The sequence below is a fragment of the Thalassomonas sp. RHCl1 genome (assembly GCF_947387555.1).
Classification (GTDB): domain Bacteria; phylum Pseudomonadota; class Gammaproteobacteria; order Enterobacterales; family Alteromonadaceae; genus Thalassomonas.
In genome coordinates this window covers 226,871-248,919 of the sequence record NZ_CANDNZ010000001.1, presented here as the reverse complement: position 1 = coordinate 248,919, position 22,049 = coordinate 226,871, and the positions used below count along the sequence as shown (strand labels likewise).

Sequence of the window (22,049 nt, the reverse complement as noted above, 5' to 3'; positions counted from 1 at the left end):
GTTTAGTAAAAAAGTCCCGTTATGCCTTTACTTTAACCGCACTAAGATGCTCGACACTGCCTGCGATAAAACAAATACCAACATATAACCAAACTGAGCTGGCAATAACCTCCCAGAGATCAAAGCCGCCAGGGGTTAAAAAGAAAGGCACGGCAATGATGCCACGTACCGTGCACAGCAGGGCAATAGTGATCAAGGCAGGTGTCAGCAAAGGCAGTTTACGGATAAGCCCTGTGGCAGAAAAGGCAAACAGGGTGCAGGCAAACATTAGCCCGGCAACCACAAGGGTTCCCACAGGTGCAAGTAAAGTTCCCTGCCGGGCCGATTCGATAATTGGCTCAGGCGCCCTGGCAAAAGCAAACCAGGCAGGCCCACCCCAAATACAAAGTAAATGCCAGATAGCGGCAGCAGAAGCTATTACCCCGCCGCTTATTAACAGTTTAGACTTCAGACTTAATACCAAGATTTCCCCCTACCGTTAGATAAAGTGTTCATTGTAAGCACTAGCTCTGTCAGTGACTTAAACCGCAAGGCTTACAAAAGAAAATTTTTTTTCGAATTTTTTATAACTATTTTCGCCATCGGGTTACTTACTGAACAACACCAGACCTCCAAGGACAGATATGAACAATACAACAGATACCCTCAACCAGTGGTTACAGGAAATAAGCTCCGCCAGTGACACGCCATTGTCCCTTGATCAGAGCCACCGCTGCTTTATAGGTACCAACAACAATGTAGATTTGATGGTTTGTGGCGCCCCCCTCTGTGAGAACTTTAGCGTTTTTCTTCATATTTGCGATATGAAAGATATCACGGACATCGAAGTATTTCAGGCATTACTGGCACTTAACTTAAAGCCGGCCTACACCTGCGGTGGCGCTCTCGCCTATGACGAGGGCAAGCAAAGTTTGATATTAACATTCAGCCACGAATACCAGGGGTTAACGGCCCGGGAGTTCGGCAATATGCTGGAAAACCTCTCCCAGGCCGTGCCGCCGTTGCAGGAATATGTCAATACCTTGTTTGATGATGCATCGACATCAATACAGGAGCAAACTGCGCCAAACCCACTCCAGATGCTCAGAATTTAACCCCTGTCGTCAAAAAGTAATAAAAGAGAATATATAGCATGCAAACTACAGTAGACTCATTTCAGCATCCACAACTCACTCGTATTCTGGAAGTAACCAACACCGAGACACAAGACACGCAAAAATTTTGCTTTTTCAATTCAACTGCGGCACAAAATGCAATAGACGAACACCTATTCCCGGAGAACTTTACCACCGATATACGCAGGCCGGACGACAGCGAAAAAACAGGCGTTCAATTTTTCACTAAAGAGGCTTTTGAGAGTAAGTTTAAAGAGTTTGAAGTCTCTCAATCAGGACTGATAAAACAACCTTCTGTTTTCCATGAAAGCTCAGGTGAAATAGCACATATGCTCACCCCGAAAATGCAGCCGCAGAGCGCGACAGCACAACTTTTCCATACACATGGGATCACCGAGAGCAGCGTACAAGCCAAACTCAGCCCCGGACTGGAGGCTTTGCATGCCATGGCCTCGGATAACGATACAGCAGCTGTGCGTAGCTGGATAGTCGACAACGCCAACGACAGCGGAACACCGGATACCCGGGGCTTATTAGCTATGGTAGAACGTGCCGAATCAACACAAAATGAAAAAGCCCTGTCACTGATTATGGGGTATGCACGTTATGAAAAATGCCAGGAAGCTATCACCACGATAGTGGATTCCGCCATCTCAGAGGATAGCCTGTCAGCAACAGAAACCGGGCAATTATTACGTTTGATGGATGATATCCTGATGCAGCAATATTCATTCGAAGCAGACGCCAGCAGTAGCGGCCTGGTGACCCTGTCAACTTCAAGCGCTGAAAGCTTACGTGGCGACCCTGTTTTTGACTTCAGTAGTTATATCAATGGCAAAATAGCCAGTGGTCATGATGCAACAGAACTGGTTGATCACCTGGGAGTAAAATCCCCGAAAGAAAATATCAACTCACTAAACAGGCTATGGGATAAACTGGATACCCCTGCAGCAACCCTCAAAGACGTGCTTGATACTAAATATGTGATGAATAGTACCCAGGCTAATATGTTTCATTCCTATGTTGATTATAGTGAATTTGATGGCGGTGATGGCACATTGCGCGACAGACTCATGGGAGCAAGCCAGGATGACTGGGCCTTGGGCATGAATCGTCTGCTGGCAAGACTCGACACAACCAGCACGGTTGAGCGAATGGCTACCGAGGCTGAAGTTGGCGATATCAATGCAGAGAACTTAAGTAGAAACGACAATATATTCCAACAATGGCTTGACCGTATCCTCACCCCTATCGAATTTGCCTATGGTGATTTATCGGCATTAACAACATCGCAAAAGGATGAGATCCGGCAGACATTAACCACTGATCATTCATTATTTTCCAATAATATGGGGGATACTGCACCAGTAGTATTAAAAGCCCTTGAGGCAATAGCACAAGGCATAGATATCAGAGGGGGATAAATACCCCTGCTTTAACTCAATCCCCGCGGGCTTTGACTTTGTCTGGCAAAGTCTAATGCCTGCACGATAAAAACCTTTAAACGGCCTGCGAATTTGACCGCAAATCAATCCCGGGCCGTTTTTATTTTGCTTCCCCCCGCCATTGCCGACAGGCGAAAACAGGCCAGTGAACAACCATAAAGCAACCGGCTCAATCGCGAAATACCAGTCATACAAGAGCTTAGTCACACTCAAAAAATCCCGATATTGATTCAGCAATATCAAAACGACTCCAGCATCATTTGAGTCAGCGCTTTTCATCCCGGATAAAGAAAGCGCCGGCACCACAACACAGATAAAACTAACTCAACACATCGAACTGTATATTTTTCAACCTAATGTGAATCCTTGGCTGATAACCGGTTACCTACTCAATACCAGCAAATAAAACCGACAGCCAAAGGAAGACACATGAACAATACAACCGACACTCTCAACCTGTGGTTACAGGAATTAAACAGCTCAAGTGCAGCCCCGCTATCCCTTGATCAGGACAACAGATGCTTTATGACCACCAGCAACAACATAGAGCTGATGATTTGCGGCGAGCCTTTGAGTGAAAATTTTACCGTGTTACTCCATATTTGCGACTTAGCCGAGCCCGCGGATACGGCATTATTCAAGACACTACTGGCACTTAATTTAAAGCCTGCCAACACCTATGGCGGCGCGCTTGGCTATGACCAGGACAATCACAGCCTGATCCTCAGCTACAGCCACGAATACCAGGGAATAACGGCCCGTGAATTTGGCAATATGCTGGAAAACCTGTCCCACGCCGCCCTGTCATTACGAAACCATATCAATACCTTACTTGAGGAGTCAGGCACTCCCGCCCAGGCGCAGCAACACCCGCTTCATATGGTCAGGATCTAGGCCACTTTACAACCACCTTTAATCATCAGGAGATAAATAATGCAAACCACTACCGTAAATTCGTTCGATCATTCATACCTCACCCGTATTGTTGAAGTTACCAATAACGATAACAAGGAAAAAATGCAATTTTGCTTTCAGAATGTCACTTCTGCTGAGTCGGCCATAAAACAGCACGCCTTTCCGGATAATTATCAGATTGACATACGTAAGCCGACCACAGAGGAAAAAAGCCAGGAAGTTGAATTCTTCACCCGAGATGCCTTTAACAGTAAATTTGCAGATATCGAAACGGCACTTTCCGGACTGATGCGCCAGCCCTCGGTTTTCAATAAAAGCGACGGCGAAATAGAACACATGCTCACCCCGACCATGAAGCCTCAAAGCGCGGTATCTCAGCTCTTTTTCCTTAACGGCATAAGCGATACCGAATTACAGGGAAAACTCAGCCCCGCCCTCACGGCGCTTCATGAAATGGCAACTGAAAATAACACAGATGCCGTCCGCAGCTGGATAAGCGATAACGCCAACGGCAAAAATCCGGATACCAGCGGCCTGTTCGCCCTGGTAAAAGAAGCCGAGTCGAAACAGAACGATGTCGCGCTCTCACTGATCATGGGATATGCGCGTTATGAAATGTGTAAAGACGAAATCAGCGAACACGTGCAAGGGGCCATCAGCAAACATAGCTTGTCTGGTGTAGAAACAGGACAACTGTTGCACATGATGGACGACATTTTAATGCAGCAATATTCATTTGAGGCCGACAAAAGTGGTAGCGGCCTGGTGACCCTGTCGAGTAACACCCTGGTTGGCGATCCCGTCTTTAGCATGAGCAAGTTTATTAACGACAAACTCTCTAAAGGCCATGACGCTGCCGAGCTGGTTGACCACCTGGAGGTGAAATCGCCCAAAGAAAATATCAACTCCCTGAAAAGAATGTGGGACCAACTCGACACCCCCAAAGCCAGCCTGAAAGAAATACTGGTTGACAGATATCCGACTAACAGTACCCAACAAGCCTTGTTCCACTCCTATGTCACGGGTAAGGAAATCAAGCTTGATGATACTAATTTTCGCGACAGCCTCAAGGGTCCATCCAAGGATGACTGGGCGCTGGGCATGAACCGCCTGCTTGAAAGCCTGGATAAAGACGGTAAAGTCGACCTGATGGAAACCGATGCCGACATGGGCGACGTAAAAGGATTACGTAAAAACGATATTCTGTTTCATCAATGGCTAAACCGCCTGCTCGAACCCATCCAGTTTGCCTACGGTGATTTAAGCGATTTATCCATGCAAGATAAACAGGAGATCCAACAGGCATTGGAAAGCTCTCACTATCTCTACGGAGACCTGGCCAATACCGTACCTGTGGTGATGAAAGCCATAGAGGCGATTGAAAACGGCATTGATCTGAAAGTAGGCGCCGGTGATCTGTCGGCTTCACACAGAACAGAACCGGACCATGCTAACCTGCGGGATTTTTTTGCTGAAAATCCGCTCACCAACTCAAACGCAACCGATCTGGCGAAAAAACTCGAACAGGAATTTGGTTCAAGAGCAACCTTGTATGCGCTATATGAACATGCCGGCCTGGCAGATCAATATGATGAAGACTCAAGCCAATTTCTCTCTAAATCGAATAAATGGACAGAGTCACTGCAAGGGGAAGTTACCGCCCAAAATACCAAGGGATTACATTTCTTCCTGACTAACATCATCGAAGCAACAAAAGGCCCGTCACCACAAGAGCAAGTACAGATAGACCAGACGGCTACCCAGCTGATAGCGGCCGCAAGCACTAATAAAGACGGCATGGCCACAGTGATAAAAGGGCTGGAGGTATTAAAAACACGCTCTGAAGATCCATTCCACGACCGCGACTATACCGTCAACGCCACCTTACTCCATATGACAGGTAAAAAAGACGAGGCAGAGGTTAGAGCCAAAGAAGCGATGAAAGCCCTGCTGGAGCAGCCTGGCGTAAACGACAACAGTTTCAGAATGATAGCCAGTGAACTGGCCTCGGCTTATCAATCAAAGCTGGAGAACCTGAACGTTAGCTCAAAAGGTGAATTAGCGCTGATGATAGACAGAACCGCCAATGAACTCAAAGAAGCAGCCAGCACCAACAAAGCCGGTTCAGACACGGTTATCAAGGGCCTGGAGATATTAAAATCCCGCTCTGAAGATCCGTTCCATGACAGTGAATATACTGTCGCTGCCACTTTACTCAATATGCGGGGTGATGATCCGGCACAAATTCAGGCCAAAGAGGCGATGAAATTGCTGATGGATCAACCCTATGTTACCGACGACAACTTCAGGGAGATTGCCGCTCAGTTACTGGCAGCCTATAAAGAAAAATAAGGCGCTACAGCTTTATTAAGCCAGGTGGCTCAGCAAAACTGAGCCACCTCAAATGCATGATGATCAGGGTATGGTCCAGAGCAATAACAACAGTAACCAGGTATTAATCCATTCCTTTTTTCACTCACCTGCCAGCAAGCATAATAACTGAAATATTTACTTTTGTATTAGCCATATCAGACTATTGCTGCTCGCCGATTTGCTCCTTCATTTTCTCCCTGAAATACATAACCCCGAGTATGGTAAACGCTATCATACTGACAAAAACCACATAGCAGGATTTTAAATGAAAAACTTCGGGACAAGAGGCAAGACCCAGCATGTTTCGTGAAGAGAACCAGGTAGAAACACCAAAGCCAACGGCCAGGCCAAAGTAATAAACGTGACGTTTGTTGAGCAGCAAGCTGCCCAAAAGCACCATACAAACCACGGCAATAATAATACAAGCCAGTATGCCGAAAAGTTTCAGGCATCCGGGCCGTCCGTCCGGCGGTAAACCACCGGTTAAATGAACAACAGTTAATGAAATGGCGCTTATAATGCAAATAACCAACAGCGTAAGTAATAGCTTTTTCATGTTTGATATATTCCCTTATAGGTAGGTAACTGCTGCTTGACGAAATCAATTCCCGATATAAATCAGTAACTAACGCCGGTATTTTCTAAATATAGGCATAAAACGGATAAATGCAAAACAAAGAACCATAATAGTCAGTAGCAGAACAGCCGACATAAGGTATTTACGGCGAGTAGAAGAGGTTAATAAATACTGCCAAGCCGCAGCCTTCCATTCCAAAACACTCCCTTGACTTTAGATGCATTCGCATGTAGTTTTTTAATCATGTACATGCAAGTGCATGAACATAGCTAAGTAATAGCTGTATCAAAATTTTCAATAGGTATTTTTATTCATGAACAAAGTCATTCTTTTAGCAGGCGTACTTTTTAGCGCTTCAAGTTTTGCAAACTCTGAACCCGGAGTTTTTATTAACGTGGCGTTAGGCCACTCATCATTTGAGGGAAAAAATGCTGTTCAGCGAGGAACAAACCAAGCCAACACGCCTGTCGACGGGTATGCTGTTGATAATGGCAATGTGTTCGGACTTGGTCTTGGCTATCGATTTGGCAATGGCTTTGCTGTTCAAATTGAATATCGAACTCGCGAATTTGAAACTGACAACCGGCCTCTCTCAGCTAATCCTGACGGACTCTTTGCAGGCAATACTTTTCAAACGCTTGCCACAGCAGATACCGAGTCGCTGATGATTAACGGAATTTATGAGTTTACCCCGGGGTCAGGCAAGCTAAAGCCTTATATTAAAGCAGGAGTTGGTCTTGCCAGGCATGATGTACATGCAGAGCTTGATATTCAGCCATTTTTTGCGACATTTGACTTTTCCTCTCTTACAGCATGTCCTGGAGAGGCATTATTTTGCTACCCCGATAAAAAATCAGATGAATTTGCGTGGTCTGTTGGTGCAGGGATAAGTTACCTGCTAACGGAGAGTATGGCTCTGGGGATAGATTATCAATACATTGATATGAACTCAGCCGAAACGGCAGTCGATCCTCTCGGTGATCAGGTTATTTTTCCAGAGATAACCGCTCACGAAATTACTGCAAACTTTTCCTACACATTTTAATTATGGTGGCTGCATTTTAAAATTGATGTCTTGATTAAAGGGAGCAGTCATTAAGAGCAGCTAAACATATTGATTATCAAGTTTGGCTGCTTTAATTCGATTTGTTTTTTCCAGGCTCGAAAAGTCATGACGGGGAAAATAACAAGGTTGTGGTTTCTGCTGTAAAAGAAAAATAGCATCCTTTGCTGGATATTGTCACAGCGTGCCCCTCTTGCCCCATCATTTCTCAAACTCATCGCGACAAAGATCTTTATCGCCGGCTTTCCCTAGTTCCAATAAAACGCCATAGCATGAAAATCGAGATAAACCATTCTCTTTTAGTGCGTTTTCGAAAAAGTTAAGGACATGATCTTAGGCTCTTATTAAAGAACTCCGGGCTTTCGGGACATAAGCTTCAAGCTCAGAATCCATATAGGTAGTGAAGCAAACAATGTAAATGCACATGCATATTTATTTGCATATAGATGCGATTGCATATACATTACACACCTACATGCATTTGCATCTACAAATCAGGTTGCTATCACCTGGTAATTTGAGGATTAATCATGAAATACATAACACACATTATTTTAATTATTTTTACTTTGTCGTTCGGGGCTCAGGTATCGGCACAAGGAACGGGAATTCAAAAACTATCGGATAATGTTTATTCGATCTTTCTGTACCACTATCAGTCGCTGGTTGTCATTGGTGATGAAGGGGTTCTGATCACAGATCCTGCGAACGCAGGCCGTGCTGCTTTGCTCAAGTCAGAAATAGCAAAATTAACAGCGCTTCCCGTTACAAAGATCGTGCTGTCACATGAGCACTATGATCACGTTGGCGGCACAGAGCTTTTCCCAAACGCCGAAATCTATGCACACCAGGCAACCAAGCCGGTTTTTCGCTTGGATGTCACAGGGCAAGCACCAAAAAACGTTCATCATTATGTAGGAGATAAAACAACCTTGGCGGTCGGAAAGACAAAGGTCAACCTTTTACACTATGGTGCTGCCGATGGTGTCGGCATGGTTGCAGTGCACCTGCCAAAAGAAAGCGTGGTTTACTCGGCCGACTTGTATGAAGCCGGCTCGATCACACAAGGCGCTTTTATCGCCGATTCAAACCACTTAGGTATCCGAAAACTGCTTAACGCACTTGTTGCATATAAACCGAAATATGCCATTACCACACACTCAGAAGACATCAATCCTGAACACCTTAAATTGGCGGCTGATTTCTATAACGACTTGTTTACTGCTGTTGAGCCAGCTCTGCAAAAGGCCATGAAAGAAAGTTTTGCTGCAACCATGGCTGTGGTAAATACGCTGCCAAAGCAAGTGAAACTGCCAAAGTATAAAGCCCTGGGAAACTACAATGACCTCGCTGCACACGTTGAACGCATGGTTTATTCAATTTTCCATGGTGGATAAAAGCATCAGCGATTAATGGCGAAACACTAACGAGCTTATATACGTACGTAATTAGGCTCATGCTTTTACCACCTTAAGTACTGCCACTTATATAGAAATTATTCGACCTGTTTGCCGTGAACTTATACCTGCACCGCCGCAGCAGGTTTGCTGTTCAGTCATTGGAGCAAATGTTCCTGTGGTTTTGTGGCAACTTAACTCCCTCATTCTGAATAGATTGAGGAAAGGTATTTTTTAGCAATCTAAAGAAGGAAAACCAAATGACCAATAATAAAGCAGCTTATCTGCTGTTCAGCTTTACCGAAACAGATAATATGAAGGGTTTTGGCGCATATGCCCGCGCCTCGAATATCATATTAGAAAAATTTGCAGGCGAGTTGCTCATCGCGGGTGCAAAAGCGTCCAGCATGTCAACATTCGAGGGCGAATGGCCGGCAAATGCCGGACTGAGCATGATCCAATTTCCTTCGCGCCAGCACCTGGAAGACTTTTGGCGTTGCAACGAGTATCAAGAGATTATCGAAATGCGCACAGCAATTCTTGAACCTAATTTTACCATTGGTTTTTCCCAATAATTGGTTATAACTAAAACACGGTAACACATATAGAGGCTTATAAAATGATTGGATACGTAACGTTAGGTACAAACGATTTACAAAAAGGTGCCCATTTTTATGACGAATTACTGTCAGAGATTGGCGCGACAAGATTTATGGAATTCGAAACCTTTATCTCCTGGGCGGTTGCTCCAGATCAGCCAAAATTGTCCATTACTAAACCTTTTAACGGTAACTCTGCAACAATAGGCAATGGTGTTATGATCGCGCTCGCTGTAGAAAGTCCCCAACAAGTCGACGCTTTGCATGCAAAAGCTATAGCACTTGGCGCTACCAACGAAGGTAATCCGGGAAAAAGAGGGGAAAAATTTTATGGCGGCTACTTTCGTGATCTCGATGGCAATAAACTTAACTTTTTCTGTGTACTATAAAGTGGATATCTGACCAGCGAGCCTTAATAAGTTCATGCATAGGATTAGATACTGGTAAGCCATTGATTGAGCTGTAGTAAGTCAGGCCAGAGTTGACAGTTACACGTTTTCAAACGGTACTGTCAGCTCGGGAGTCATTTAATTGACCCAATAAAATACTGTTTTATGCTCTTTAAACTTTTTGACGATGAAGCCTGGTCAGGAGATTTTGAATCGTTCGACATTCTTCTTCGTTAAAGGTATCGCCAACGGTTGACTGAATGCCTTTTGAATAGACCTCCCACATATTCTGGCGAGTCTCTCTACCTTGTTCTGTGATAGTAACTTGCTGGCCACGCCCATCGACAGGCGAGGGAGTTCTTTCAACATAACCAGCCTTATCCATTCTTGCCAAAAGTCTGGAAAGGCCATATTGAGGTAGCAACATGCCTTGCTCTATTTCATAGGGTCTGAGGCCTTTTTCTCCAGCTTTATCTAACTCCCATAAAACATCGTACCAAAAAAATGGTGGTAAGCCATTTTCCTTAAAAGATTTTTCTACATGATCGAGGGCATGCTCTTTCGCCCGTAACAACGCAATCCAAGCATCAACAACATATTCTTCGGGTTTTTTCGACATCAGTTTAACTTACGATAATTGGTTTCTCTTACAACACTTGACACTACATGCAAGCGCATCTATTACACATACATGCAAACACATGTAGTGAGTGGTGAAAAAGTCTTGTGATTACTTAGGATCACCCTGCTCAATCCTAACAAAAAGAAAATACAAATGTTTAATTTAAATTGCAACCTGCAATGTCAAAACCACTTAACCATCAAACGCGCCCTCAGCCACTAGCCCTGCATTTTTGCGATTGCCTTTAAACGGATAGTGCTTTCAAAGGCCGCTGAATGCTCAAGCGTTTTCATGATTTCCCGGCTGGGCAGGCAAGCATCATCGGCAAATTTTACCAAGTCAGGCTCTGGTTCACACAACAAAATATCCAGCGACAGCCGATCCTGTCCGTATAACCCCCGGTGAATCATATTGGCTGAAAACACCAATAAATCGCCCGCCGCCAGCGCTACTTTTACGCCACGGGATAAGTCATCATAATTTTTCCGGCCATTGTGCTCCAACCGCACCTCAAGCTCTTCGTTTGTGTCCCAGCACTTATGGCTGCCGGGGATCAGCTCAATACCCGGCTCATCAACCAAAGGCACCCTGAAATGAATCACATCCGGGCCTGCCAGCGCTGCTTGCTGCTCTTCAACAGACAGGTGATATTGCGGATCTCTGTGCCAGTAGTTTTTTTGCAACTTATTAACCGGGTCGAAAAACAGCTGCGTATTCATAAAAGCCGGCGGCCGGTTCATAACCGCAGTGGCAATATCCATTAACCGGGATGAGCCGATAAAGCGAAATAACTGCTTTCTCCCGGCATCATCAAGGTGTTCACGCCCGGTGAGATAAGCCGAGTTGACGGCTTTTTCAGCATAAAACCTGGCGTTTTTTTGCTGCCACGACTCATGAAAAGCCAATACGACTGTCCGCAGTTTTTGTAGCTCATCCTTATTAAACAGACCTTTAACGACAAAATAGCCGTTTGCTGCATATGCGCTTTTCATATGGTCACCATTAACATCAACCTAGCTTCCTCTAAAATTGGCTACACTGCAAAGCTTGAAAATTTACTCTGAAGCAATAGCACCAAGCTCATGATATTTATCAAGGCGTTATTAAATATCTGTGAAACAGGAGAGAAATTGCTTTGTGCTTTTTCCGTTGTTAGCTTGGCTACTCTTAACAGCCATGTGTCCGTTTCAGTGTTATAAAAATCAAGATGTAAAAAAGTGACTGCTCAAAAAAGCAATCGCCTTGTTGAGCAATTAAAAATAATTCACTGTTTATACAACTTTTATTCGTCCATTACTATCGAGGTGGGATCGGTTTAAAGGGATCATTTCCGCCAGTGCCACCACCTGTCCAGCTCCGGTAGTAATGATAAGCTGGCCACATTTCTGTTCTGCTGGTAATAAGTAAATAAGCCAGTCCGGAGTTAAAATTACGAATCCAGCTGGATGAACAATCATTGCACCAGTTTTCGGCCTGTTCTTTAGCCCAATTCTCATACTCAGAATCTGCTTCCCAAGTGCCACCGTCATTTTGCACAGAGTGGCTTGGGCTAAAAGACTTTTTTCCGGGCGTGCCTAACACCCAGTTGACCACATCAACAATATAATTGTCATATTCGGGCGTTAAGGGGTTATTTTGGGCCATTAAAATAAGTACCGATAACAACTGCTCTCTTTGAGGGTCAACCTCGCCATTTCCATCAGAAAATATTGGCCATGCCTGATCTAAAATAGACTCATATTCCGGCCGGTATCCGGTAAGAGACACGCTTTCATAAAGTGGTTTACCATTAGTTATCGAGCTGAAAAGATTAGCATGAACAACATATTCACGACTAAACCTGAGTAAAAATAAGTCAACAAACTGTACCTTCTTTTCAACGGTGTTCATTTTGCCGTAAGCCTCGCCATATCGGCTGGCTATAGCTGCCACGACCTTATCGGCATGGGGCAACCGATTAACATCAATATCCTCGTTTTTCGGCCTTTCTGTGAAGCAATATCTGCCGGAAGATAAAAAGGTTGATTGCCCGGCAATTGGCGCACTGACTTCACTTTGACAATCAAAACCTGTTGAGGGTTGATCAGCAAATACCGGCGTTACAACAAGGGCAGCAACTAAGGAAAGGGTTTTCTTATACATCTAGAATATCCATTATCTTTAACGTAAAAATCTCATGATAATTTCCACTTGTCAGGTGCGCAATATGGGGCCTTTATTTTGGCTGGTTTTTCCTGTTTACTTTTTATGCTTTTTTTGCCAAATAGCCACTTATGTATGACCATTAATTTTCAAAAACAACCACCAGATTAAAAACATTCAACTTAAAAACTTTTCCGTACCGGCACGGGTACATTATCCGGTGGCTTTAATTGCCTGAGCGACAAAAAATGATAAATATCAAATAGCAACGAAACGCTAGCAATTCTGCTTATATTAGCAACTGTCAAAAACTACTCTGACCTGCTGTAAGAGGCATGGAAACTGGGGTTAATATATTTGACAGTCCCGCACGGGTTTTGCCAGAATAGTCTACTAATGGAAACAAAAGAGTTCTTAACCTCATGGAAAAGTTATTTAAGCTTTTTGGCAAGCGCCAGCCACAATCAGGCGAAACCCTTTCAAATCAATCCGAAGATCAGCTGGTAAATAAAGCTCTTGATGACGACATGTTAACACACGTCGTTGGAGGTGCTGATGACACTACAACCACTACCGAGCCGGAAAACCCGCCAGGGGATGATGAAGAAAAAGATGCATCTCCAATTAGACTCCGCTCTGGAGATGGTATCCACCCTAAATAATGAGCGATATAGTTCAATACACTTTGTATTATGGCGACATAATCTTAATGATTATGTCGATCATCCCAATCTTCATTTGCTTAAAAAATAAAAACTGGCCGTTATTCACTTTCAGTTTGCTATTTCTGATAGCGATCTCGTCACGTCATTTTCTTCAAGGCGCATATTCAGGGCTCCCCAGAGAAGAAAAAACATATCTTTGGTATCAAACCTTCGAATACATTTACTTCGGAGCCTTTATCGCGTCTGTTGCCATACACGCCTTGTTATTATGGACAACAAGCAGAACCATAAAACTCATTTATGTACTGATGACCATCAATGTCTGCTTTTATGCCTTTATGCACTGGCAGCGAAATATTATGGGCTGGAATGATCCTAATTGGACTTGGGACTTATATAGCTGGACCGTAGTGCCAATTAATTATATCATTGCAGGTATATTGTTGTTTGCCAGCATTAAAGGAGTTAGAGGCAGAGATGGACGTTCAATTAGCTAGTTATATACCCTTGATACTTGCAGCTGTCATGGTGGTGATGGTACTTGCTTTTGGCCTGCTTGAGAAAAACCTCAAAGAGCGGGTGATCGCCCGTTTATATAAAAATGCCCCTTTCTTCCAGGCACATCTGTTATTGCAAGAATACCATCAGGCAATCAATAACGGCGCAAGCATCGACGAGTTGGATGCTATCACGCAGAAAATCAATAACTACTTTAATAGCCCTCATCAAGTGTCACCGGGAACACAAGGACAGGCGAGCCTGTCACCACAGCAATATCAGCAGTTTTCCCAGGCGCACAGCATATTGCAGAAACAGATCAACTTTATTAACACCGACATGTCGGCCAAGCAGCGGATTATGGTGAATACCCAGATCAAAATAGACTGTTTGAATTATGCCGAAACCTACTGCAGATCAGAGCAGGAGCACAAACAAGGCAGTGCTGGTCACTCAACTATGGTGTCAAGTATCGCTAAGATGCCGTGAGGATCTAAACCCGAAGCACTGCTGCCGGTTCTTACCGCGTAATTGTACCCGGCAGTGATCACCTTCGCCCGGGTCTCTACCGACAATTCAATTCTGTTTTCAACAAGCGCCTGCTCAATTAAACGGATCACCGCCCGCATCAAATGGCTGTCTGCAGTATTTTGTTCACCGGCTACCGTAGGCGGGAGTTCATCCAGCACAGCAGTTGCCTGACTCAAATGATTTAAAATACCGGAAGTCTTTTTATCACCAAACAAGGCAAAGGTGCCGATATCACCCGAGGTGATCTGTTCAACCACTTCTTCGCTTAGCTTGGGGAAATATACCTTGTTGTATTCGAGCTTGGTCGATAAGTATTTATACACGGCTTCGGTATATTGGCCAACAAGTACTTCGCAAACGTCATGATCTATCAGCTTGGTTTTATATTCATACTGCCCCGGCTGCTGAAAAACCAAAGTAAGCAGGCTGTCGGCCCGGACAATATAGATGTTCCAGGGAGCCGTTGTTAACAGCTCGGCCACGTAGTCGATCATCCCCTGGCTGGTGGGAAAATTGTTAACATTAAAAGGCTTGCCCTTGCCGGTATTTAAGAAGGTCAAATTGCAGTTTTCTTTGTGCTGCATAGACAGTTGAATGTCGATACCGGGCACGGCACCTTTTAACAACTTATCAACCGCACCAGAACTTACTCCTAAAGCCTTGCCCCAGGTGTAAATTTTTCTATTTGCAAGCACATGATTTTCCAATCGTTTTAAAAAACAATCATTCATAAAGAGAAAAACCTCATTGACAACCTCTTTTTGAGAGATCAATAATACGCACGAAGCCAAACACCTCTCAAAAGAGAGGTTAACATTGTTAATATTAACAACTTAGAGAGTATAGCGAATATGAAAGCACAAAAAAACGATATTAATCCGGTGCTCGGCATTAACAATCTCAGATTAAAGTTACGGGTAATGCGCCTGGCCAGCCAGGAAAGAAGAAAACCTTCTCAGATGGCAAAACTACTGCTAGAACAGTCGCTTGAAATAAAAGAGCAAGCACTTGGCCTTGGCCCGATAGAAAACTGGGATGCTTCAACAGCCCAGTACGATTAACTCTTAAAAAACAATAACTCCGTCAACCATTAGACATAAACCATCGACTTCATTTATTTACTTCAACTAAACCCCTAACGCGTATCAGGATGATTAAACGTGATCACAAGGATATCACTATGCCCCACTTGCCTTTTAACAGCTTTGCAAAATATCCTCTTAGAGAGAGTTATACACCCCTTCTGCCGACAACCAATGCCACCCAGACAAAGCCAGGCGGTACATATGCCTGACATAAAACAGATCACGGTAGCCCTGTCCCGAACCAGCCTGGAATTATGCACCCTGCCGCTGCAGGTAAACTGGTATTGCCCCCGCTGCAACGCTCCCCGCGGAGAGGTGATGCAAACGCAAATTCCCATCGGCAGACAGAGCCTGGAAGTAAATTTTTGGGTCAACCCCTGCGGCCATCATGACAGTTACCGCGCCATGGTCAGCGAAGCCATGGCCAACGGCTTAAACCGCCGTTTGCAGCAAGTATTAAACACCTATTTAAACAAGGGATTGGTCGAAGACTCTTATATAGGCTGAAGGCTCTAACACCGGCTAAAGGCTCTTTTTCACTATAACCTCCTGTTAAACATGAATAAGGACATACCACATGTTGATTAAAACAAGCACTGATAACCCGGTTATCTGCAGCGCCCCCACTGAAATATCGGTAAAACCCTACCATCTTAAATTTATTACTGCCGGCATTTCCGCCCCCATAGTTCCCGACAGCTTCAAAGGTAAAAAGCTCTCCACCATAAAACCCCGCCCCTGCTGCCGCGGCTATTTTCCCCGAATAAAAAAGCTCGGCCGGGCACAATATCTGCCGGTTTGCCAAAGCAGGCATTGCCGCTGCCCAAAGCAGGTTGAAACAAGCAGCCAACCAAGCCATGACCTGGCTTTGCTGGAATGGAATAAATACCGCCGTATCCGCTCAAACGAAGAGTTATTTCATCCAACAGTCAGGGTCAACCGGCTGCCGCTTAAAGACATAAAGCTGAATTTGGCGGTAGAGCAAATGTACATAGATAAGTTTCTGGCCAAGTTCAGCCGCGAGCAGTTGATGGCGGATGATCGCCGGATATTTGTATTAAGGGAAAAATGGCTGGAAGTGGTGAAATATCAACTACACGCACTTGAACTGCAACAGTGCTAAAGCAAAAAATAACCGGTTGGTGTTGACCGCAAAACTCGCCGCTTTCTTTAGGGACAAAGACAACTGAAATTTCTTACCCCGGCAATTGTTGGCATTAACCCTGATCCGGGAAAGCCTGGGGAAAGTACTCACTGAGAGCACCGAAGTTAAGACAGAAAAAGACGAAGGACCTAACGGCCCAGAATGTCCTCATTGCCATCATGGCGGGATGATATTCATAGGGATCAGCCCTCCGGGGTCACTTATAGGACAATATCAAACGAGTTAGTCTGGTTCGTTAGGGTCTTCATTATGCACAGAAAAAGGCGACAGGAGGGGCTGAGTTTGTCTTGAAAAAGACGTATAAAGGGGTAAACTGGCTGGCAAAGGTTGAAACAATAAAGATAATAAAAACCGGTAAAGACTGCCCCTGTTGTAAAAGTCACCTTGTATCAATATTGTCTCAAAAAACAAAATCCATATAGGCTGGGTGCGACGGCTTAGTCCACAGGCTATTTATCTGTCATGCAGTGACAACAGATAAATTGCTTAATTGTTATAAATACAAGGAATGGCTCTATGAAAATTTTAAGCATGGTATTACTACTCATTACTTTTCAAAGCTTTGCAAAAAGCCAAGATGGTGTTGTTGTTCACATACTGCCTGATCAACTGGTTCTATCAAAAAGCTGTGTGGCTAGAGCAGATATACAATCTAAGGAATTTTCAATTATTTACTCTTGCATAGACTCTCAAAATACGATGTATTTTTACAATTTTCGCTTAAATAATATTGATTTGGTTTCTGATTTTAAGAAAAATGCAACTGATGTTGTAGTCAATAAAAGTCATTTTAAGTCTTATACTCTTTACGAATTAACAGCTAAAAATTCTGACAATAAGCCTATAAAATTTGTTTCTTATTGTACTAAAAAAGTCTGTCTAGATTTGGTTAGCGACGATGAATATGAGAAAGCAATTCAAGACTCTATTACGGCCCAGTTGCAAGGCTAGTATTTATAACAAACCAGTCAAGTAGGACGCGTAACAGTTGGGCACGTTCACTTCGTTCACGATTTTAGCCAACTATTATTCGCCGCTTATTGGGGCGTTATATGTCAGAGTTACCCACAATTAGTGGACACCTTCTATAGTTAGGCAACATAAACACAGAAATTATGGAGAATATGCTGTGCTAACATTCGACAAGCTATGGGAATGCCATCCAACTATTACCAATGAGATAACCCTTGTACAACAAACGAAGAAAAGAACTTTGCTAACCAGTGCGCTATTAGAGTTGGAGTGGCATTGGCAAAGTGTGGTATTAAAACCTCAAATATACCAGGAGCGACACACTGCTGGCATGGACATGATACATCTCAAGGTCATGTGATACGAGCTGAAGAGTTGGCTAATGGTCTTAATAAGTTTCCTATTGCAGATGTACAGAAGGTTATAAAAGTAGAACCTGATGAATTTTCGGATAAATTGTTTGGAAAAAAGGGAGTAATTTTTTTCAAAGATTATTGGCAAAGAACGAGTAATGATCGTAAAGAGAGCTTTAGAAATAGAAGTGGAGATCATATCGATTTATGGAATGGACGGCGCACAACTAGTATTTCATCATGGGCGAGAATATATTTACGGTTTGGTGAGTTTGGGCTCCACTCTATATCTGATGAATGGTCAGACTATGAAGACTCCAAGCAAATATGGTTTTGGAGAATCATGTAATGAAATATGTCACAGCACTTATTATGGGTTGTATATTTGTTATTACATTAACTGTTTTCATTACCCCTTATGCAAATGATATGTACATGACATTTTATAAGCTTAGTTCCGGGCCAGATACCGAAACTATATTGCTCGATAAGCTAATTTTTATTCATATACCAATTTATTTCATATTAGGTTTTATAGCTGGTATTTTTTTGCATAAAAAATACCTAACAAACAAAACCAGCGGACGCTAAAAGCGCGCCGTCATTTCGAGCGTTAGCAGTACAAGGAGATCAGGTGAATATAATTAATCATGGAGTTCATATTTCAATATTTATGAGCGAAGAAAATCTCCCTTCTTTTACAACTGATGATTACGAGTTATTCGATGTAATGGATGACTACTTAACCGAAGATTGTGACTTTGATTTTGAGTGTTTTATTTACCATGATCAACCGAAGAAAGGTCACTTTACTATGGAAATTGAAAGTGGGATTACTTTTGACGAGTTAGTTTCTTCTATTAAAAAATTTGATCTTGAAGAAATTGAAAGAATTTATAAAGTTAACAACTAGCAATGTACTGCTAACAAGCGCAATCACGCGGAGCAATTCTCCACTTCGCTCCAAATTGCCCGGTGTTGCGGGCGTTATACGTAAGGGAAAAATATGGACTCTCATTTAGCAATTCACGATTTTATCGAAGCTAACAATATTGATCGTGATGAATTTGGTAATTGCACCTTTACTGCAATAATTGATTATCAAAACCCTGCGACATCAGATAAAGCAACGACAGAAGTGAAAATTATACGCAATGGCTACAACGATGGAGAGATTAACCTATCAGAAGGTGGCTCACTAACTGTAGAAAATTATCATTTGGACTTTACCACTGACTATCAGGTATATAGCTACAACTCTAATTCTAAAGAGTTAGAGGTGACCGGCAAGTCTCCTAAAATGGGTGGGGCATATAAAGTGTCAATCTATCCGGTATAAAACGTATAACAAGTTGCTTAAATTCGTTCCGGGCGCAAAAAAAACGCGCCCTCCACCGGACAGCCTACACTGCGTTTCGGCTGCCGTTTAGCAAGGCGTTATAAGTCTAATGTTCTCCATGCACTTTTAGTGCTTTCTACAATCTCCCTTTTCTATAAACACACATATTCTAAATAAGTTTTTATATAACATTAAAGTCTTTCAATTATTAGTATATAGTATGGGTATACAAAGTTTATGTTAAAGTTGGTTTACTATGGGTTCAAATGAAAATAAAACCTCTGATGTACTTCAAATTCCAAAGTTTAGGAGAAGAACAATAGACGGTATTCAAATTCCTCCTACATATGAGGAGTTTAAAAGTTATGGAACTATGCCAGTTGAATTCATGCGTAAAGTTAATCCCAAGAAATTTGGTTTTAGTAGTAAAGGAATGTACTTACATTGGCATGATTTTCATCACAGGTTTGATAATGACTTTAAAGGTAAAAAAGTATGGGCTTGGTGGGCTTTAAAGTTTAATAGAATGTTGGAACAACATGATTCTTTGGTTTCAGAGGATAACTCTGAGTTTTGTTGGAGCCCTATAGCTCTGAATCACTATCCCCCAATGATTGAGAAAGCTTATAGGTTTGAACATACTGGGCTAACTGGAGATCAGAAAAGGCACATGTTAGTAAAGAGCCTAATTATGGAGGAGGCCATTACTAGTGCACAGCTTGAAGGAGCGGCAACTACAAGAGCTGTAGCAAAGGAAATGCTTTCGTCTGGACGTGCTCCTAGTGATGATTCCGAAAATATGATTTTGAGTAACTGGAATTTAATGCAGTTTGCACTTGATAATCTTGATAGAGAGTTGAGTATTGACTTGATCCAAGAGTTTAATCATATAGCCACAGAGAAAGTTTGTGAGAATGAGCATGTTCCAGGGGTATTAAGGGAAAAAAAAATAGAAGTTGCAAAAAATAATGCAGAAGGAGAAATTACACATACCGCCCCTGACGCAGAGATGGTTGAGAAATTACTTCAAGATTTGTGTTCGTATGCAAATACTATTCATGAGAACATGAATTATATCCATCCTGTAATTAAAGCCATAGTTATACATTTTATGATTGGTTATATCCACCCTTTTTTAGATGGGAACGGTAGAACAGCAAGAGCATTATTTTATTGGTATGCAATTAAACATGGGTATGAAAATTTTCAATATATATCTATTTCCGCACTGATAAAAAAGAAAGCGAATGATTATGGACGTGCGTATATAAAAACAGAAACAGATGAACTGGATTTAACATACTTCCTTCAATTCAATCTAGAAATAATAATAGGTGCATTGGGTGATTTCTCTACTTATATCCAAAAGAAAATAGATGAAAATAGACACATGGTTGAAAAGCTTTCGGAATCCCCTTTATATGGACATTTTCAGCGTCAACATATAGATATTATTTCAAAAGCTTTAAAAAATCCTGGTAGGGAGTTTTCGGTGAAAGAAGTAGAGCAAGATAATAATGTAAGTGCCACTGCGGCAAGAGGCTATTTAGATAAACTATACAAGCTTGGTCTTTTACTCAAATATAAATCTGTTGGAAATAAATACACATATTTTGCTCCTGCTAAGTTACAAGAACAGTTATTCCCAAGAGGAAAGTAGCATAACGACTTGATTTAAGATTGGTTCATAGCAATCGTAAGACTTACAACAAATCGCTACACACAGAAATTTTACTCGCTGCGCTCCCAAAATTCTGGTGAGCAAAGCGTTAAATGGCTCAAGGAGTTTCGCATATGTTCCAAAGTTTCTTTAAAAAACGAAAGATTAAAAAATATGCTAGTAAGTTGCCTCAGGACTTGAAAGCTAAATATGGATATAAGCAATATTATTCCAAAGCGCAGGTTGATGCCGCAATTAAACGTAAGAAAATAGGAAACAGCGGTGCCGTTGTCGTAACTGACAATTGCTACGCATATGCTATGTATTGCTCCCCAGAAGAATTTAGGGGAATTCACGATAGTGCTGGTGAAAACTGTGATTATGGTGCAATGCGTAGCGATATTTCCGATACATTATTTAACGGAGCCACAGACTTTTCATTCTCAACACTTTTAGTTGAGTCATCTAACTCAGCTTCAGGATCTGTTGGTGGTTTTGGAAGTGGAGACAGTGGTGGCTTCGGTGGAGGAGATGGCGGTGGTGGTGGTGATTAATCGCCATTTAATAAGCTGTTAGCAGTTTCAGAGTACTCAGAGTTCATGAAGTCAGTATTAATTAAAATATTAAAATTTATAGGGTGGCTTGCTCTATTAATGATTGTAGGAACAGGTTCGTATTTAGGTTATGAGCAATATGAAAGAGCAGAGAAATTAAAAGCAGAACTGAAATATGGGACTTCAGCTGATTGGGAGTGGTATGACAAATATGATCGTATTCAAATAAGATATGATGAAAAAACTAATAAAACCTATCTTCGCAAGACTTATGTAAAAGATAAATATGTTATCTATGCATATAAACATGAAGATTATAGTCTTGGAGCTTATGCATATTTTATAGTTGATTGTAAGGCGAACAGTACTATAACAACCTCAAAGACTTTTAATAGTGGAGCTGAAAAAAAACTAATCTGTACACCTGAAGGTAATGCTTTGCAATATGGTGTTACTTGGTCTGAAAGGAATTCTAATGTAGTGTGGGAAGAAGATTTAGACGGGTTCAAATTCCGAGAGAACTTTGGTTCTTGGGATTTCTCAGTACTAGATCGAGAAATAACATTGTCAAAAGCAGAGTAAAAACTGCT

General features: G+C 42.5%; 25 protein-coding genes and 1 pseudogene. 20 read left to right on the top strand and 6 right to left on the bottom strand.

All coding sequences use genetic code 11. The annotated features are described in order from the left end of the window. Positions 1 to 19 precede the first annotated feature (19 nt). The gene (locus QL234_RS01160) at positions 20 to 463 is read right to left on the bottom strand and encodes a hypothetical protein (protein WP_281556041.1); all 444 of its coding nucleotides are present in this window, start codon (positions 461 to 463) and stop codon (positions 20 to 22) included. A gap of 160 nt (positions 464 to 623) precedes the next feature. On the opposite strand from QL234_RS01160, the gene QL234_RS01155 reads away from it, so the two are divergent. From QL234_RS01155 to QL234_RS01140, 4 genes are all read left to right on the top strand, one after another. Next, positions 624 to 1,094, top strand: a complete 471-nt coding sequence (locus tag QL234_RS01155) for a CesT family type III secretion system chaperone (protein ID WP_281556040.1) — start codon at positions 624 to 626, stop codon at positions 1,092 to 1,094. 38 nt (positions 1,095 to 1,132) lie between these two features. Beyond that, positions 1,133 to 2,539, top strand: a complete 1,407-nt coding sequence (locus QL234_RS01150) for a hypothetical protein (RefSeq protein WP_281556039.1) — start codon at positions 1,133 to 1,135, stop codon at positions 2,537 to 2,539. Between the two features lie 450 nt (positions 2,540 to 2,989). Then, positions 2,990 to 3,454: a CesT family type III secretion system chaperone gene (locus QL234_RS01145; protein ID WP_281556038.1), complete on the top strand. Its 465-nt coding sequence runs from the start codon at positions 2,990 to 2,992 to the stop codon at positions 3,452 to 3,454. Between the two features lie 39 nt (positions 3,455 to 3,493). Further along, positions 3,494 to 5,827 carry a hypothetical protein gene (locus QL234_RS01140; RefSeq protein WP_281556037.1) on the top strand — a complete coding sequence of 778 codons (2,334 nt, stop codon included), beginning with the start codon at positions 3,494 to 3,496 and terminating at the stop codon, positions 5,825 to 5,827. 181 nt (positions 5,828 to 6,008) lie between these two features. On the opposite strand, the gene QL234_RS01135 is transcribed toward QL234_RS01140, so the two are convergent. After that, positions 6,009 to 6,404, bottom strand: coding sequence for a hypothetical protein (locus QL234_RS01135; RefSeq protein ID WP_281556036.1), 396 nt, complete (start codon positions 6,402 to 6,404; stop codon positions 6,009 to 6,011). A 334-nt stretch (positions 6,405 to 6,738) separates the two neighbouring features. Between QL234_RS01135 and QL234_RS01130 the strand changes: the two genes are divergently transcribed. From QL234_RS01130 to QL234_RS01115, 4 genes are all read left to right on the top strand, one after another. Further along, positions 6,739 to 7,470 carry a porin family protein gene (locus tag QL234_RS01130; protein WP_281556035.1) on the top strand — a complete coding sequence of 244 codons (732 nt, stop codon included), beginning with the start codon at positions 6,739 to 6,741 and terminating at the stop codon, positions 7,468 to 7,470. Between the two features lie 548 nt (positions 7,471 to 8,018). After that, entirely contained in the window at positions 8,019 to 8,885 is an 867-nt protein-coding gene (locus QL234_RS01125; protein WP_281556034.1) for an MBL fold metallo-hydrolase, read from the top strand. A 260-nt stretch (positions 8,886 to 9,145) separates the two neighbouring features. Next, complete coding sequence (locus QL234_RS01120; protein ID WP_281556033.1) at positions 9,146 to 9,460, top strand: DUF1330 domain-containing protein; 315 nt, start codon at positions 9,146 to 9,148, stop codon at positions 9,458 to 9,460. Positions 9,461 to 9,504: 44 nt separating this feature from the next. Further along, positions 9,505 to 9,873, top strand: a complete 369-nt coding sequence (locus tag QL234_RS01115) for a VOC family protein (RefSeq protein ID WP_281556032.1) — start codon at positions 9,505 to 9,507, stop codon at positions 9,871 to 9,873. Between the two features lie 172 nt (positions 9,874 to 10,045). On the opposite strand, the gene QL234_RS01110 is transcribed toward QL234_RS01115, so the two are convergent. From QL234_RS01110 to QL234_RS01100, 3 genes are all read right to left on the bottom strand, one after another. After that, positions 10,046 to 10,492, bottom strand: a complete 447-nt coding sequence (locus QL234_RS01110; RefSeq protein WP_281556031.1) for a helix-turn-helix domain-containing protein — start codon at positions 10,490 to 10,492, stop codon at positions 10,046 to 10,048. A gap of 221 nt (positions 10,493 to 10,713) precedes the next feature. Next, a complete protein-coding gene (locus tag QL234_RS01105) occupies positions 10,714 to 11,487 on the bottom strand; it encodes a phytanoyl-CoA dioxygenase family protein (protein WP_281556030.1) in 774 nt (257 codons plus the stop codon). A gap of 304 nt (positions 11,488 to 11,791) precedes the next feature. Beyond that, positions 11,792 to 12,637, bottom strand: coding sequence for a hypothetical protein (locus QL234_RS01100; protein WP_281556029.1), 846 nt, complete (start codon positions 12,635 to 12,637; stop codon positions 11,792 to 11,794). A gap of 422 nt (positions 12,638 to 13,059) precedes the next feature. On the opposite strand from QL234_RS01100, the gene QL234_RS01095 reads away from it, so the two are divergent. Both QL234_RS01095 and QL234_RS01090 read left to right on the top strand, forming a co-directional pair. After that, complete coding sequence (locus tag QL234_RS01095) at positions 13,060 to 13,299, top strand: hypothetical protein (RefSeq protein ID WP_281556028.1); 240 nt, start codon at positions 13,060 to 13,062, stop codon at positions 13,297 to 13,299. A 480-nt stretch (positions 13,300 to 13,779) separates the two neighbouring features. Further along, positions 13,780 to 14,289 carry a hypothetical protein gene (locus QL234_RS01090; protein ID WP_281556027.1) on the top strand — a complete coding sequence of 170 codons (510 nt, stop codon included), beginning with the start codon at positions 13,780 to 13,782 and terminating at the stop codon, positions 14,287 to 14,289. On the opposite strand, the gene QL234_RS01085 is transcribed toward QL234_RS01090, so the two are convergent. After that, a complete protein-coding gene (locus QL234_RS01085) occupies positions 14,250 to 15,026 on the bottom strand; it encodes a hypothetical protein (protein ID WP_281556026.1) in 777 nt (258 codons plus the stop codon). The genes QL234_RS01090 and QL234_RS01085 overlap by 40 nt on opposite strands. A gap of 156 nt (positions 15,027 to 15,182) precedes the next feature. Here QL234_RS01085 and QL234_RS01080 point away from each other — a divergent pair, with 156 nt between their 5' ends. From QL234_RS01080 to QL234_RS01035, 10 genes and pseudogenes are all read left to right on the top strand, one after another. Beyond that, positions 15,183 to 15,392, top strand: coding sequence for a hypothetical protein (locus QL234_RS01080; RefSeq protein ID WP_281556025.1), 210 nt, complete (start codon positions 15,183 to 15,185; stop codon positions 15,390 to 15,392). Positions 15,393 to 15,617: 225 nt separating this feature from the next. Beyond that, the gene (locus QL234_RS01075) at positions 15,618 to 15,923 is read left to right on the top strand and encodes a hypothetical protein (RefSeq protein ID WP_281556024.1); all 306 of its coding nucleotides are present in this window, start codon (positions 15,618 to 15,620) and stop codon (positions 15,921 to 15,923) included. A gap of 70 nt (positions 15,924 to 15,993) precedes the next feature. Then, a complete protein-coding gene (locus QL234_RS01070; protein ID WP_281556023.1) occupies positions 15,994 to 16,539 on the top strand; it encodes a hypothetical protein in 546 nt (181 codons plus the stop codon). Between the two features lie 558 nt (positions 16,540 to 17,097). Then, entirely contained in the window at positions 17,098 to 17,532 is a 435-nt protein-coding gene (locus tag QL234_RS01065) for a hypothetical protein (protein ID WP_281556022.1), read from the top strand. Between the two features lie 273 nt (positions 17,533 to 17,805). After that, a pseudogene (locus QL234_RS01060) lies at positions 17,806 to 18,255 on the top strand (T6SS effector amidase Tae4 family protein); the annotation flags it as partial. 285 nt (positions 18,256 to 18,540) lie between these two features. Beyond that, on the top strand, positions 18,541 to 18,819 hold the full coding sequence (locus QL234_RS01055) for a hypothetical protein (RefSeq protein WP_281556021.1): 279 nt from the start codon (positions 18,541 to 18,543) through the stop codon (positions 18,817 to 18,819). 93 nt (positions 18,820 to 18,912) lie between these two features. Further along, positions 18,913 to 19,245 (top strand): hypothetical protein, encoded by a 333-nt coding sequence (locus QL234_RS01050; RefSeq protein WP_281556020.1) that lies wholly within the window; start codon positions 18,913 to 18,915, stop codon positions 19,243 to 19,245. Positions 19,246 to 19,501: 256 nt separating this feature from the next. Further along, positions 19,502 to 20,905 (top strand): Fic family protein, encoded by a 1,404-nt coding sequence (locus tag QL234_RS01045; RefSeq protein ID WP_281556019.1) that lies wholly within the window; start codon positions 19,502 to 19,504, stop codon positions 20,903 to 20,905. A 134-nt stretch (positions 20,906 to 21,039) separates the two neighbouring features. Further along, positions 21,040 to 21,459, top strand: a complete 420-nt coding sequence (locus tag QL234_RS01040; protein WP_281556018.1) for a DUF6559 family protein — start codon at positions 21,040 to 21,042, stop codon at positions 21,457 to 21,459. A 45-nt stretch (positions 21,460 to 21,504) separates the two neighbouring features. Further along, complete coding sequence (locus tag QL234_RS01035; RefSeq protein WP_281556017.1) at positions 21,505 to 22,041, top strand: hypothetical protein; 537 nt, start codon at positions 21,505 to 21,507, stop codon at positions 22,039 to 22,041. Positions 22,042 to 22,049: the final 8 nt, after the last annotated feature.